Annotated in this window: 13 protein-coding genes; 5 read left to right on the forward strand and 8 right to left on the reverse strand. The window is 66.8% G+C overall.

Going from position 1 to position 11,943, the window contains the following annotated elements; translation table 11 throughout:
* Position 1: 1 nt before the first annotated feature.
* From mreD to ACZK2R_RS19915, 3 genes are all read right to left on the reverse strand, one after another.
* Positions 2–487 carry a rod shape-determining protein MreD gene (mreD, locus tag ACZK2R_RS19905; protein WP_032130319.1) on the reverse strand — a complete coding sequence of 162 codons (486 nt, stop codon included), beginning with the start codon at positions 485–487 and terminating at the stop codon, positions 2–4.
* Positions 484–1,512 carry a rod shape-determining protein MreC gene (gene mreC / locus ACZK2R_RS19910; RefSeq protein ID WP_180838667.1) on the reverse strand — a complete coding sequence of 343 codons (1,029 nt, stop codon included), beginning with the start codon at positions 1,510–1,512 and terminating at the stop codon, positions 484–486. Before mreC ends, mreD begins: the two co-directional genes overlap by 4 nt.
* A gap of 121 nt (positions 1,513–1,633) precedes the next feature.
* On the reverse strand, positions 1,634–2,680 hold the full coding sequence (locus ACZK2R_RS19915; protein ID WP_005419402.1) for a rod shape-determining protein: 1,047 nt from the start codon (positions 2,678–2,680) through the stop codon (positions 1,634–1,636).
* A 283-nt stretch (positions 2,681–2,963) separates the two neighbouring features.
* Between ACZK2R_RS19915 and ACZK2R_RS19920 the strand changes: the two genes are divergently transcribed.
* Positions 2,964–3,902 carry a carbohydrate kinase family protein gene (locus tag ACZK2R_RS19920; RefSeq protein WP_049463230.1) on the forward strand — a complete coding sequence of 313 codons (939 nt, stop codon included), beginning with the start codon at positions 2,964–2,966 and terminating at the stop codon, positions 3,900–3,902.
* A gap of 102 nt (positions 3,903–4,004) precedes the next feature.
* Here the strand turns inward: ACZK2R_RS19920 and ACZK2R_RS19925 are convergent, their stop codons facing one another.
* The 4 genes from ACZK2R_RS19925 to ubiE all read right to left on the reverse strand — a co-directional run bounded on the left by ACZK2R_RS19925 (position 4,005) and on the right by ubiE (position 8,475).
* Positions 4,005–4,628, reverse strand: coding sequence for an HAD family hydrolase (locus ACZK2R_RS19925; RefSeq protein ID WP_180838669.1), 624 nt, complete (start codon positions 4,626–4,628; stop codon positions 4,005–4,007).
* Entirely contained in the window at positions 4,628–5,359 is a 732-nt protein-coding gene (locus ACZK2R_RS19930; protein ID WP_180838668.1) for a hypothetical protein, read from the reverse strand. The genes ACZK2R_RS19925 and ACZK2R_RS19930 overlap by 1 nt, the downstream gene beginning before the upstream one ends.
* Before the next feature lie 123 nt (positions 5,360–5,482).
* A complete protein-coding gene (locus ACZK2R_RS19935; protein ID WP_125893445.1) occupies positions 5,483–7,411 on the reverse strand; it encodes a M1 family metallopeptidase in 1,929 nt (642 codons plus the stop codon).
* 302 nt (positions 7,412–7,713) lie between these two features.
* Positions 7,714–8,475, reverse strand: coding sequence for a bifunctional demethylmenaquinone methyltransferase/2-methoxy-6-polyprenyl-1,4-benzoquinol methylase UbiE (gene ubiE, locus ACZK2R_RS19940; RefSeq protein ID WP_005411082.1), 762 nt, complete (start codon positions 8,473–8,475; stop codon positions 7,714–7,716).
* A gap of 80 nt (positions 8,476–8,555) precedes the next feature.
* Here ubiE and ACZK2R_RS19945 point away from each other — a divergent pair, with 80 nt between their 5' ends.
* The 4 genes from ACZK2R_RS19945 (at position 8,556) to ACZK2R_RS19960 (ending at position 10,354) form a co-directional block, all read left to right on the forward strand.
* Positions 8,556–9,008, forward strand: a complete 453-nt coding sequence (locus tag ACZK2R_RS19945; protein WP_005411083.1) for a nucleoside deaminase — start codon at positions 8,556–8,558, stop codon at positions 9,006–9,008.
* Positions 9,009–9,206: 198 nt separating this feature from the next.
* The gene (locus tag ACZK2R_RS19950) at positions 9,207–9,467 is read left to right on the forward strand and encodes a hypothetical protein (RefSeq protein ID WP_121504356.1); all 261 of its coding nucleotides are present in this window, start codon (positions 9,207–9,209) and stop codon (positions 9,465–9,467) included.
* A gap of 75 nt (positions 9,468–9,542) precedes the next feature.
* Positions 9,543–9,869, forward strand: coding sequence for a hypothetical protein (locus ACZK2R_RS19955; RefSeq protein WP_014038526.1), 327 nt, complete (start codon positions 9,543–9,545; stop codon positions 9,867–9,869).
* 62 nt (positions 9,870–9,931) lie between these two features.
* Positions 9,932–10,354 (forward strand): low affinity iron permease family protein, encoded by a 423-nt coding sequence (locus ACZK2R_RS19960; RefSeq protein ID WP_032129005.1) that lies wholly within the window; start codon positions 9,932–9,934, stop codon positions 10,352–10,354.
* A 142-nt stretch (positions 10,355–10,496) separates the two neighbouring features.
* Here the strand turns inward: ACZK2R_RS19960 and smeF are convergent, their stop codons facing one another.
* Positions 10,497–11,897, reverse strand: a complete 1,401-nt coding sequence (smeF, locus tag ACZK2R_RS19965) for a multidrug efflux RND transporter outer membrane subunit SmeF (RefSeq protein WP_125893439.1) — start codon at positions 11,895–11,897, stop codon at positions 10,497–10,499.
* Positions 11,898–11,943: the final 46 nt, after the last annotated feature.

Consider the following 11,943-nt stretch of genomic DNA (forward strand, 5'->3'; position numbering starts at 1 on the left):
CTCAGCGCCCGCGCTTGCCGAAGCGCACCGCGTCCAGCAGCACGAATACCAGCGGCCACAGGCCCATGCCCAGCAGCGGTGCCCACCAGTACGACCACGGCAGGGTCGGCTCATCCACCACGATGTGGACCAGCGCGCTGACGATGCGGTCGTTGAACAGCAGGCCGCCGATGGCCAGCATCTGCTGGGACATCGGGAAGAAGCGGATGCGGGCGCGGAAACGCTGCAGGATGAAGGCCAGCATCACCAGCCGCAGCGACTGTTCGCCGAGTACACCGCCGTACAGCAGATCGGCGATCACGCCACTGGCGAAAGCGACGCCCAGGCCGACACGCTCAGGCGCTTCAATCACCCAATAGGCCAGCACCAGCGCCAGCCAATACGGGCGCAGCGGCTGCAGCAGCGCCGGCAACGGCAGCAGGCCCAGCAGCAGCGCCACCACCAGGCTGGCCGGCAGCACCCACGGGTTGTCGCGCAGGCGGCTCATCGCTGGGCCTCCGGCGCGGTCGGTTGCCGGGCAGCGGCCGGCACTACCGTCGCCGACCCAGCATCGGGTGGAGAGCCCCCCTCTTGTTGAGGGGGGCGCGCCGAAGGCGCGGGGGTAAGGGAGGATGCGGGGGCCGGTTGCACCGAAGGTGCAGTCGGCGGCAGTTCGCTGGCCGCAGGCAAGCGAATTGCTGCACCCGGGCGCAGCAGCAGCACGTCGCGGCCGCGATCCAGCTGCGCCGCCGGCTTCAGTTCGCCGACCAGGAAGGCATGGGTATCGTCCGGACGCAGGCCGGTGATGGTGCCGACCGGGAAGCCGGCCGGGAAGCGGCCACCGAGGCCGGAGGTGACGATCTCATCCCCCACTTCCACGCCGGCGCTGAGCGGGATGTCGCGCAGTTCCAGCTTGTCGCCGCGGCCGTAGACGATCAGGCGAACGCCGTTGCGGGCCACCGTCACCGGAACGGCATGGTCGGGGTCGGTCAGCAGCAGCACGGTGGAGGTACCGCCAGTGACGCTGATCACCTGGCCCATCAGACCGCCGGCATCGATCACCGCCTGGCCGACGTGCACGCCTTCGCGGCTGCCGGCGTCGAGCACCAGGCGCTGCTTCACCGGATCCAGGTCGATGTCCAGGATCGGCGCCAGCTGCACGTCCAGGCCACTGCGCTCGGCCACGTTCAGCAGTTCGCGCAGCTGGGCGTTGTCCAGCGCGGCGGTCTGCAGGCGGGTCAGGCGGGCGTTGGCCAGCAGCAGCTGGTTGCGCAGTTCACGGTTCTCGTTGACCAGCTGGCCGTGGCTGGCCGCCGAGTCCTTGACCTGGTTGCCGAGCTTGCCCGGCAGTCCCGCCAGTGCCCATACCGGCTGCACCAGGCTGTTGGCCTGCCCGCGCAGCTGCGCAAGCCAGCCGGCCTGGTCGTCAAGCACGATCAGGGTGATGGCCAGTGCGAGATAAGCCAGCAGACGCAGCGGGCTGGCGGCATCACCGGATCGGGAAGCAACGGGAGGTCCGGCGTAGGGCGGCACGGCAACGATTCAACTGGCAGAAGGCGGAAGGGAAACACGCGGACGCCCCGCCGGTGCCGGCCTACCCTCATGGTGGGCCGCACCCCGGAGGGGCGCTGCGGGCGCAGGCAGCCGGGACGGCTTATTCCGGCGCAAAGAACTCGTTGCCGTGCATGTCGACCAGCTCCAGCGCACGGCCACCGCCGCGGGCCACGCAGGTCAGCGGATCGTCCGCCACCTGCACGTGCAGGCCGGTTTCCTCGGAAATCAGGCGGTCCAGGTCACGCAGCAGGGCGCCACCACCGGTCAGCACGATGCCGCGCTCGGCGACGTCGGCGCACAGTTCCGGCGGGGTCTGCTCCAGCGCCAGCTTGACCGCGCTGACGATGCCCGACAGCGGTTCGTGCAGGGCCTCGAGCACTTCGTTGGAGCTGATCTTGATCATCTTCGGCACGCCCTCGGCGAGGTTGCGGCCGGAGATTTCCATTTCGATCACTTCCGCCTGCGGGTAGGCACAGCCCAGCTCGACCTTGATGCGCTCGGCGGTGGCTTCACCGATCAGCATGCCGTGGTTGCGGCGCACGTAGTTGGTGATCGACTCGTCGAAGCGGTCGCCGCCGATGCGGACCGAAGCCGAATAGACGATGCCGTTGAGCGAGATCACCGCAACTTCGGTGGTGCCGCCGCCGATGTCGATGACCATCGAGCCACGGGCTTCGGTGACCGGCATGCCGGCGCCGATCGCGGCGGCCATCGGCTCTTCGATCAGGAACACGTCACGGGCACCGGCTTCCTCGGCCGATTCCTTGATCGCGCGGCGCTCGACCTGGGTCGAGCCGGCCGGCACGCAGACCAGCACGCGCGGGCTCGGGCGCAGCACGCGCGACTTGTGCACCTTCTTGATGAAGTGCTTGAGCATCGCCTCGGTGTAGGTGAAGTCGGCGATGACGCCGTCCTTCATCGGGCGGATGGTGGTGATGTGGCCCGGGGTACGGCCAAGCATCTGCTTGGCTTCGGCGCCTACGGCTGCCACCGAGCGGGTGCCACCAATGGCACGGTCCTGACGCACGGCCACGACCGATGGCTCGTTCAGCACGATTCCCTGCCCGCGCACGTAGATGAGGGTGTTGGCCGTGCCCAGGTCGATGGACAGGTCATTGGAGAACATGCCACGGAGTTTCTTGAACATCTGAGGAAGGAGTCCTGAGGGGTGTCGTGCCCGCCGCGGGATGGCGAAAAAATGGGCAGAAATCGAGGCCGACAAGCCTAGCAACCCGCCTGCCGCCGAGCAAGGAAAAAACTAGCTGAACCCGCGTCTTCACAGGCTTTCGGCCTGATCGGGTCTCACCCGGTTCTGGCCCTGAGCGGCACCAGCGGGTAACCTTTGCGCCGTCGGGCGCCCAAGGGCGCCGTTTGCTTGCCCGCCGAACCGGGCCGGCCCACCCCAAAATTCACCGCATAGGCTTACATCGATGTCCGCTCTGATCTGTGGTTCTCTTGCCTTCGACACCATCATGGTGTTCCCGGACCAGTTCAAGAATCACATCCTGCCGGACAAGGTGCACATCCTGAACGTGTCCTTCCTGGTCCCGCGCATGCGCCGCGAGTTCGGCGGCTGCGCCGGCAACATCGCCTACAACCTGCACCTGCTGGGCGGCCAGCCGATCCCGATGGGCACCGTGGGTTCGGACTTCGGCCCGTACCGCGAATACTTCGACGGCCTGGGCATCGACCTGTCGCGCGTGCGCGTGATTGATGAGCTGTTCACCCCGCAGGCGTTCATCACCACCGACCACGACAACAACCAGATCACCGCCTTCCACCCGGGCGCGATGATGCGCTCCTACGAGAACCACGTGCGTGGCGTACCGGGCGTGACTCTGGGGCTGGTCGGCCCGGACGGCCGCGAAGGCATGATCCAGAACGCGCAGGAATTCCACGAAGACGGTATTCCGTTCATCTTCGACCCGGGCCAGGCCATGCCGCTGTTCAACGGCCCGGAGCTGCGCGCCTTCATCGACCAGGCCGACTACGTGGTGGTCAACGACTACGAGTCGAACCTCCTGCAGGAACGCACCGGCTGGGACGAGAAGGAGATCGTCAGCCGGGTCAAGGCCTACATCACCACCCGCGGCCCGAAGGGCGCGGTCATCCACACCCCGGAAAAGAGCTACGACATCCCGCCGGCGCACGAGCGCCGCGTGGTCGACCCGACCGGCTGTGGCGACGCCTTCCGTGCGGGCCTGATCTACGGCATCCAGAAGGGCTACGACTGGCTGACCATCGGCCGCATGGGCAACCTGATGGGCGCGCTGAAGGTCGAGCACCCGGGCACGCAGAACCAGCGCTTCACCTTTGACGAGTTCAACGAGCAGTTCAAGCAGCAGTTCGGTTACGCGCTGGGCGCGTAAACGAACTGCCCGCGCACCCGCTCGGTGGGTGTCGACCTTGGTCGACACCCTGTGCCTTGGTAGGTGTCGACCTTGGTCGACACTGCCGGCCAGCGGCCGGCACTACCCCTTCTGCTGCCAGGCGGCCAACAGGTCGCGGCAATCGGCGAAATGCCAGTCGGCACTGCCCGGCCACGGGTTCTCCGGCAGATTGACCAGCACGGTGTGGGTGCCCGCGGCGCGGCCGCACTCCAGGTCGTAGGCGTGGTCTCCCACCATCACCGCCTCTGCCGCCGCGATGCCCCAACGCTGCAGGTGCTGCTGCAGGCCATCCGGCGACGGCTTGGGCACCGCTTCATCGCGGCCGATGATGTCGGCATCGTCGAACAACTCCCCGACCCCGATCGCGTCCAGGGTCAGCTTCGCCAGCGCATGATCGTTGCGGGTCAGGATGCCCAGCCGGCAGCCCGCCGCCGACAGCGCGCGCAGCAGCTTCACCGCACCCGGCGCCGGCAGTGCCTCCTCGGCCAGCGCACGTTCGTGATCCAGCAGCCACTCGCGCTTGGCCTGCGCCGGCGCATCCGGCAGCGCTGCGATATGGTCGAGGATATCTTCCTCCGCGGCGATCTGCAGCGCGCGGCGGATCGCGGCGAAATCATGCACGGCGACAGTCAGCGTACCGTCCATGTCGAACACCCAGTGCCGGATCGCGGACAACGCGTGCACTGCGCTGCCCGCCGCAACCATCACTGCCACCACTGCGGCATGCGGCTGGCGTCGACACCACCGGTTTCGAACACGGCAGTACGCGTGCCGCCGGCCTTGACCGGGAACTCGATGCTGATCGACTTGCCCTTGCGCGCCAGCTTCCACAGTGCCTTCTGGTCGGTGATGAACAGCGCGATGGCTTCATCGGTCTTCGGGCGCCAGGCCGCCATGGAAATCGGCTTGCCGTCGTCCACGGTTACTTTCACCGCGCACTGCGGGCAACGGAAATCGCCGGCCTGCAGCACCAGGTAGGCATGCCGCTTCCACTCCGGATGATCGCGGAACACCAGCTGCACCGGCTTGGCACCGCTGCCATCCACGTCCACCCGTTCCTTGCTGTAGATCTGCGCCGAGACCTGGTTGCCCTTGTTGCCCACCGGGATCTGGTTGTACTGCCACAGCGCCTGCATGCGGCGCAGGTCGCGCGCAGCATCGCCCTTGGCCTTGACCTCGTCGAAGCCGGCGGCGATGCGCTCGGCGGCGGCGGTGTCCTTGTACTGGTCCAGCAGCGAGGCGCCATGCAGGCGCGCACGCTCCCAGTCCTGTGCGGCCACGGCCATGTCGTACTGCTTGGCCACGTCTTCGGCCTTGGCTTCCTTCTGTGCCTGCACGGCGGCTGCGGCGGCTTCCTGCGCCTTGCGCTCTTCCTCGGGGTTGCTGCAGGCAGCCAGGGCCAGGGTGCAGGCGGTGAGCAGGATCAGTCGTTTCATGGCGGAGGTCCTTCGTGTTTTCGCATTTCTGTAGAGTCGAGCCATGCTCGACTGGCGCTTCAACAGCAGTCGAGCATGGCTCGACTCTACAAAAAAGCGCCGGGGGGTGCCCGGCGCTTTTTCTTACTTGGCTTCAGCCTTGGACAGCATGTCCTGCACCGAGCCGGTGGTGATCGGGTGGTATCCCGGCTTGGCCTTTTCGAAGGCCTGCTTGGCCAGCTCCAGCCCCTTCGGCGTCTTCACCAGTTCAGCGTAGATCGGCATGATCAGCTTGCGACGGCCGACGCGCTCGATGAACGCAGCGGCCCCTTCGTTGGCCTGCTCGTAACCGCTGCGGATTGCCAGCGGGTACCAGCGCATGGCGATCTCGCCATTCGGGGTGCCGGTGAAGTGGAACGCCTTGTCCAGCGTGGCCAGCTTGTCCAGCGGCTGGGTCGCGCCCAGGCCGTCGATGAAGCGCACCCATTCCTGCGTGCTCCAGTCGGCGATGACCTGGCTGCTCGGCACGGTGCCGGCGCTGGCAAACGCGATGCGCGCGGTATCGACGCTACTGAAGTTGCGCGACTGCGCCTTGGCCGCGAACGCCGGGATGCCCGGCTCGTCCAGCCATGCCTTCAGTTCGGCCTCGGTCACTGCCGACGGATTCTTCGGCAGCAGGTTCTTCTTCAGGTACTCGACGAACTGGTCGGTGTTCGCGCTCTGGAAGGCGTGGTCATCGAACCAGCCACGCAGGAACGGATCGAAGGTTTCGCGGCCGAAGCGCTGCTCCAGGAATTCCAGGAACCACGAACCCTTGACGTAGGCGACCTGGCTGAGGGCTTCGTCGGGGTCACGCTCGTTCAGCGGCGGCAGCGCCAGCGCCTGGTCGGCCGGGCTCATGTCCTTCACTTCGGCCAGCAGGTCGGTCTGGTCGATCTGCTTCTCCATCTCGGCCATCTCCTTGCCGTACAGAGCTTCGGTGATGCGGCCCTGGACGTAGGTGGTGAAGCCTTCATTGAGCCAGATGTCCTTCCAGCTGGCGTTGGTCACCAGGTTGCCCGACCAGCTGTGCGCCAGTTCGTGGGCGACCAGCGAGACCAGCGACTTGTCACCGACGATCACGGTCGGGGTGGCGAAGGTCAGGCGCGGGTTCTCCATGCCGCCGAACGGGAATGACGGCGGCAGCACCAGCATGTCGTAGCGGCCCCAGCGGTATTCGCCGTACAGCTTCTCGGCGGCACCGATCATCTTCTCGGTGTCTTCGAACTCCTTGGCGGCCTTGTTGACCATGGTCGGCTCGGCCCAGACGCCGGAGCGGCCGGAGATCGGCTCGAACACCAGGTCGCCGGCGGCGATGGCCAGCAGGTACGACGGAATCGGCTGCGGCATCTTGAAGGTGTAGTCACCGTCACGCGCGGCCTTCGGATCGTTGTCGGCGCTCATCAGCACCATCACGTCCGGGCGCGAGACCACGTGCGCGCTGTAGGTGAAGCGCACGCTCGGGGTGTCCTGCAGCGGCACCCAGGAACGGGCGTGGATGGCCTGCGACTGGCTGAACATGAAGGGCAGCTTCTTACCCTCGGTCATCGACGGTGCCAGCCACTGCAGGCCCGAGGCGGTCGGCGCGGTGTGGTAGGTCACTTCCACCTTGGCCGGCTGTTCCGGGGCTTCGATGGTCAGCTTGCTGCCGAACACCTTGTCAGCGGCGGCCAGCTCGAACTTCAACGGGCTGCGCGCGCCATCGGCAGCGACGGCCTCGACCTTGGACACGGTCAGCTCGCGGGTGTCGAGCACCAGCTGCTTGGCGTCCTTCTGCTTCCATTCCAGGGTGTAGGTGGCGGTGCCGCCGATCTGCTTCTGGTCGAAGTCCAGCTTCAGATCCAGCGCGATGTCCTTGATGACGACCTTGTCCGGCTCGGCGTACGAGCTTTCGTCGTGGCTGCGGTTCTCGGCGTTCACGGGGGCGGCGGGGGCCTTGGCGGCAGTCGGGGCGGCGGCGGGTGCAGCCGCCTCCTGGGAGCAGCCGGCGGCCAGGGCCACGGCCAGCGGAAGGAGCATCAGCGGATTACGCATGAATCGGGACCGTTACGGGGATCAGACCCCCAATGGTAACTCCCTCCGGCCCCGCAGGCGTTGCGCGGTGCGGGGTAATGGCGGGCGGGGCCGATCCTGCGCCTCCGGCGCATGCCAACCAAGGTTGGCTTCTACCGGAATGGCGGCGGACGCGGTACGGGCGGCCGGGGCTGCGCTGCGCCTCGGGCGCATGCCAACCAAGGTTGGCCTCTACCGGTAGGTGCCAACCTTGGTTGGCACGGATGTGTCAGCGCCCGGTGCAGGCGTGTGCCAACCAAGGTTGGCACCTACAAAAGCGCGGTTTACAGCTTGTAGCCGGAGTGGATCGAAACGATGCCGCCGGTCAGGTTCTTGTAGTGGCAGCGCTCGAAGCCGGCCTGCCCCATCATCGCCTTCAGTTCGTCCTGCGGCGGGTGCTTGCGGATGCTCTCGGCCAGGTACTGGTAGCTGTCCGAATCATTGGCGAACAGCTTGCCCAGCTTGGGCAGGATCTTGAACGAGTGGAAGTCGTAGATCGGCTTGAACCAGTCGGCGGTGACTTCGGAGAATTCCAGCACGCGGGCCTGGCCACCCACCTTCAGCACGCGGTACATCTCGCGCAGGCCAGCGTCCTTGTCGGTCACGTTGCGCAGGCCGAAGGCGATGGTCACCAGGTCGAAGCTGTTGTCCGGGAACGGCAGGGCTTCGGCGTTGCACTGCACATAGTCCAGGCCGAGCACGAGGCCGCGGTTGGTCAGGCGGTCGCGGCCGACCGACAGCATGCCGGCGTTGATGTCGCCCAGCACCACCGAGCCCTCGGCGCCGACGCGCTCCTTCAGCAGCGCGGCGATATCGCCGGTGCCGCCTGCCAGGTCGAGCACACGGTCGCCCGGCTTCACCTGCGCGGTAGCCACGTAGTAGCGCTTCCACGCCCGGTGCACGCCCAGGCTCATCAGGTCGTTCATCAGGTCGTAGTTGCGCGCGACCGAGGTGAACACCTGGCCGACCAGCTTCTGCTTGTCCTTGGCGGCGACGTCGCGGAACCCGAAATGGGTGGTACCGGCTTTGTAGGGGGATTCGCTCATGGCCCCGATTATCGCACCGCCGGGGGCCAGCGGCACCCCCTGCCCGTATCATGGCGGGCCACGACTTACCGGAGCCCCGCATGATCACCACGCCCGACTACCAGGCCCTGCTGCAGACCGCCATCGCCGAAGCCCGCCAGGGCCTGGCCGAGGGCGGCGTGCCGATCGGCGCGGCGCTGTACCACAACGACGGCCGCCTGCTCGGCTGCGGCCACAACCGCCGCGTGCAGGAAGGCGACCCGTCGGTGCACGGCGAAACCGATGCGTTCCGCAAGGCCGGCCGCCAGCGCCGCTACCAGGACACCATCATGGTCACCACCCTGGCGCCGTGCTGGTACTGCTCGGGCCTGGTGCGCCAGTTCAACATCGGCACCGTGGTGGTGGGCGAATCGCGCACCTTCCAGGGCGGCATCGACTGGCTGCGGGAAAACGGCGTCAACGTGATCGACCTGGACAGCCAGGAATGCGTGGACCTGCTGGGCGGCTTCATTGCGCAACACCCGGAGATCTGGAACGAAGACATCGGTGAATGATCACCACGCAGTGTGCTGTTGAACCCGCTTAATGAACGCTTCAGTGCCGGCACGCCCTAGTGCCGGCAGCGTTTGCGGCCAATGCCGTGAACCTGTGCACAGTCAGCTGCGCTGTGTGCACACGCTGCGGTAACACCCCACCCGGCTGCCGCGCCTAGGGTGGGGTTACCGGGACTTCCTTCCCCGGCGGAGCCAGCCATGTGCGCGCACGCCGTACGCCCCACGCCCGACCCGATCCTCGACGCCATCCGCAAGCGCCTGCAGCAGCAGTACGCGCTGCACCAGCGTGGAGCACTGTTCTGGACTGCCTACCAGGGCCTGCAGCTGGAACTGGTGCGCGGCCACCCGCTCGACCATGAGCGCCTGTGCAATGCAATGGCCGACATGGCCGAAGACCTCGGCGCGGTCGAGCATGCGCAACTGGTAGGCAATCGCAACGCCAGCTGCACATCGCGCTGACGCGGCTTCCACTGCCCCATCGGCCACACTCGGATGAACCCCCACTCCCTCTCCACTCAACCGAACTGGATTGTCATGCACGCCGAAGTTCCCACCATTCCCCCGGTCATCAACGTTGACGCCGAGCTTGACCACTGGCGCCGCCAGCATGCCGACGGCGCACTACCGCACAACTCGTTCGGCTCCTACGTGCCGTGGATCAAGTTCGCCTGTGATTCGCTGATCACACAGCCGCGCGCCAGCAATGCGCAGCGCGACGAGATGTTCCAGACCCAGTACGCCCTGCAGATCATGCCGCGCCTGAGCGAAGCCCAGGCCCGCGAATTCGTCGACCGTTGCTGGCAGCACGTCTACCAGACCAGCCCGGTGCGCCTGCAGGACGCCCCGCGCCTGCGCGCCTGAGCTGCACGGCCCCTGCACGAGCCGCTGCCGATCATCCTCGTCACCTGAGTGGGACGACGACGATGAAAGCACGCAACCTGTTCAATACGATCGCCAAGAAGGCCGCGGCCGCCACCGGCTCGCCGTGGACCTTCCTGGCCGCGGTAGCGATCGTGGTGATCTGGGGCATCAGTGGCCCGGTATTCGGTTTCAACGACACCTGGCAGCTGGTGATCAACACCGGTACCACCATCATCACCTTCCTGATGGTGTTCCTGATCCAGCACACGCAGAACGCAGATACCGCCGCGATGCAGATCAAGCTGGACGAGCTGATCCGCGCGACGGCCGAAGCCAACAACGAACTGTTGGATCTGGAAGAACTGGACGAGGAGCGGCTGGAAGAGATCCGGCGCGAGTACGAGCAGATGGCGCGCGAGGCTGGCGACGCGCTGGCGCGTGTGCGCGCCTGCCATGCAGCGCGGCGCGACGATGAAGCGGTGTAGCAGGCCCTGAAATGACAATGCCGGCCCGCGGCCGGCATTACCCTCGATCTCCAGGTAGGTGCCAACCTTGGTTGGCACAGGGCCAGCCGTCTGCGCTGACGCATCCGTGCCAACCAAGGTTGGCACCTACCAGAAGCACTGCTTACCCGCGCTCGTGCCAGCCGCCGCCCAGCACCTTGTACAGGGTGATGCGGTTGGCCTGCTGGGCCAGCTGCGCCTGCAGCTGAGTCTGCTGCGCGTTGTAGGCGGTACGGCGCGCATCAAGCAGGGTCACGAAGCTGTCCAGGCCAGCGTCGTAGCGTGCCTGCGACAGGCGGTTGGCCTGTTCGGCCGCTTCCACCAACCTCTGCTGTGAACTCACCTGCTCATCCAGGCTGACATTCAACGCCAGCGCATCGGCGGTTTCGCGGAAGCCCACCTGGATCGACTTCTCGTACTGCGCCAGCGCGATGTCACGGTCCGCGTTGGCGATGGCCAGGTTGGCGCGCAGCTTGCCACCCTGGAAGATTGGCAGCGTGATCTTCGGCAGGAAGCTCCACACGCGGGTGCCGCTGTCGAACAGGTTGGACAGTTCGCTCGAACCACTACCGATGCTGCCGGTCAGCGAGATGCTCGGGAAGAACGCCGCGCGTGCCGCACCGATGTTGGCGTTGGCCGCCAGCAGCTGATGTTCGGCGGCCATGATGTCCGGGCGCTGCAGCAACACGTCGCTGGGCAGGCCGGCCGGCGGCGGTGCCAGTGCCAGCAGCTGCGGTTCGATGCTGTCCGGCAGCAGTGCCGGATCCAGCTGGCCACCGGCCAGCAGCGCCAGCGCATTGCGGTCCTGGGCCAGCTGGCCACGCAGGCGTGCAGCATCCGTACGCGCGGTCTCGACCAGGGTACGGGTCTGGGTCAGCTCCAGCGCCGAACTGCCACCACGCTCGTGGCGGGCCTCGGCCAGGCGCAGCGAATCCTCGTAGGTCTTCAGCGTGGCATCGGCGATCTTCAGCCGCTGCGCATCAGCTCCGTAGGTCAGCCACGCCGTGGCGGTCTCGGCCACCAGGCTCAGCTGCGCGTTGCGGCGGTTGGCGGCCACGGCGAAGTACTGCTGCAGCGCCGCTTCACTGAGATTGCGCACGCGGCCGAACAGATCCAGTTCGAACTCGGCTACGCCGACACCCGCGGTGAACTGCTCGGTGACACCGGCGTCGGTACCACGGCGGTCCATCTGGCCGGTGACGGCCACGCCGGGCACACGGTCGGCGCGCTGTACGCGGTACTGGCCGCGCGCGCGTTCAACGTTGAGTACGGCCACGCGCAGGTCGCGGTTGTTCTGCAGCGACTGGTCGATCACCTGCTGCAGGCGCGCATCGGTGAAGAAGTCGCGCCAGCCGACGGCGGCGACATCGGCCACCTCGCCCTGCGCGGCCTCGGCCGGCCACTGCGCCGGAATGGCCGGAGCAACGGCGGTGTTCTTCGGCACCAGGGTGGAGCAGCCGGCGAGCGCGAGCGCGGCGGCAATGGAAAGGAACAGGGATGCACTTTTCATGGGAATGACTTCCATCGGTACTGCCGGATGGCAGGAGGTAGTGCCGGCCGCTGGCCGGCAA

The organism is Stenotrophomonas sp. 96582_Sma (assembly GCF_056480905.1).

Bases quoted from the DNA above. Each gene is read 5' to 3' on its own strand.
- ACZK2R_RS19945 (WP_005411083.1), top strand. From the start codon at position 8,556: ATGATCACCACGCCCGACTACCAGGCCCTGCTGCAGACCGCCATCGCC.
- ACZK2R_RS19935 (WP_125893445.1), bottom strand. From the start codon at position 7,411: ATGCGTAATCCGCTGATGCTCCTTCCGCTGGCCGTGGCCCTGGCCGCC.
- mreD (WP_032130319.1), bottom strand. From the start codon at position 487: ATGAGCCGCCTGCGCGACAACCCGTGGGTGCTGCCGGCCAGCCTGGTG.
- ACZK2R_RS19925 (WP_180838669.1), bottom strand. From the start codon at position 4,628: ATGGTTGCGGCGGGCAGCGCAGTGCACGCGTTGTCCGCGATCCGGCAC.
- ACZK2R_RS19915 (WP_005419402.1), bottom strand. From the start codon at position 2,680: ATGTTCAAGAAACTCCGTGGCATGTTCTCCAATGACCTGTCCATCGAC.
- ACZK2R_RS19955 (WP_014038526.1), top strand. From the start codon at position 9,543: ATGCACGCCGAAGTTCCCACCATTCCCCCGGTCATCAACGTTGACGCC.
- ACZK2R_RS19930 (WP_180838668.1), bottom strand. From the start codon at position 5,359: ATGAAACGACTGATCCTGCTCACCGCCTGCACCCTGGCCCTGGCTGCC.
- smeF (WP_125893439.1), bottom strand. From the start codon at position 11,897: ATGGAAGTCATTCCCATGAAAAGTGCATCCCTGTTCCTTTCCATTGCC.
- ACZK2R_RS19960 (WP_032129005.1), top strand. From the start codon at position 9,932: ATGAAAGCACGCAACCTGTTCAATACGATCGCCAAGAAGGCCGCGGCC.
- ACZK2R_RS19950 (WP_121504356.1), top strand. From the start codon at position 9,207: ATGTGCGCGCACGCCGTACGCCCCACGCCCGACCCGATCCTCGACGCC.
- ACZK2R_RS19920 (WP_049463230.1), top strand. From the start codon at position 2,964: ATGTCCGCTCTGATCTGTGGTTCTCTTGCCTTCGACACCATCATGGTG.
- ubiE (WP_005411082.1), bottom strand. From the start codon at position 8,475: ATGAGCGAATCCCCCTACAAAGCCGGTACCACCCATTTCGGGTTCCGC.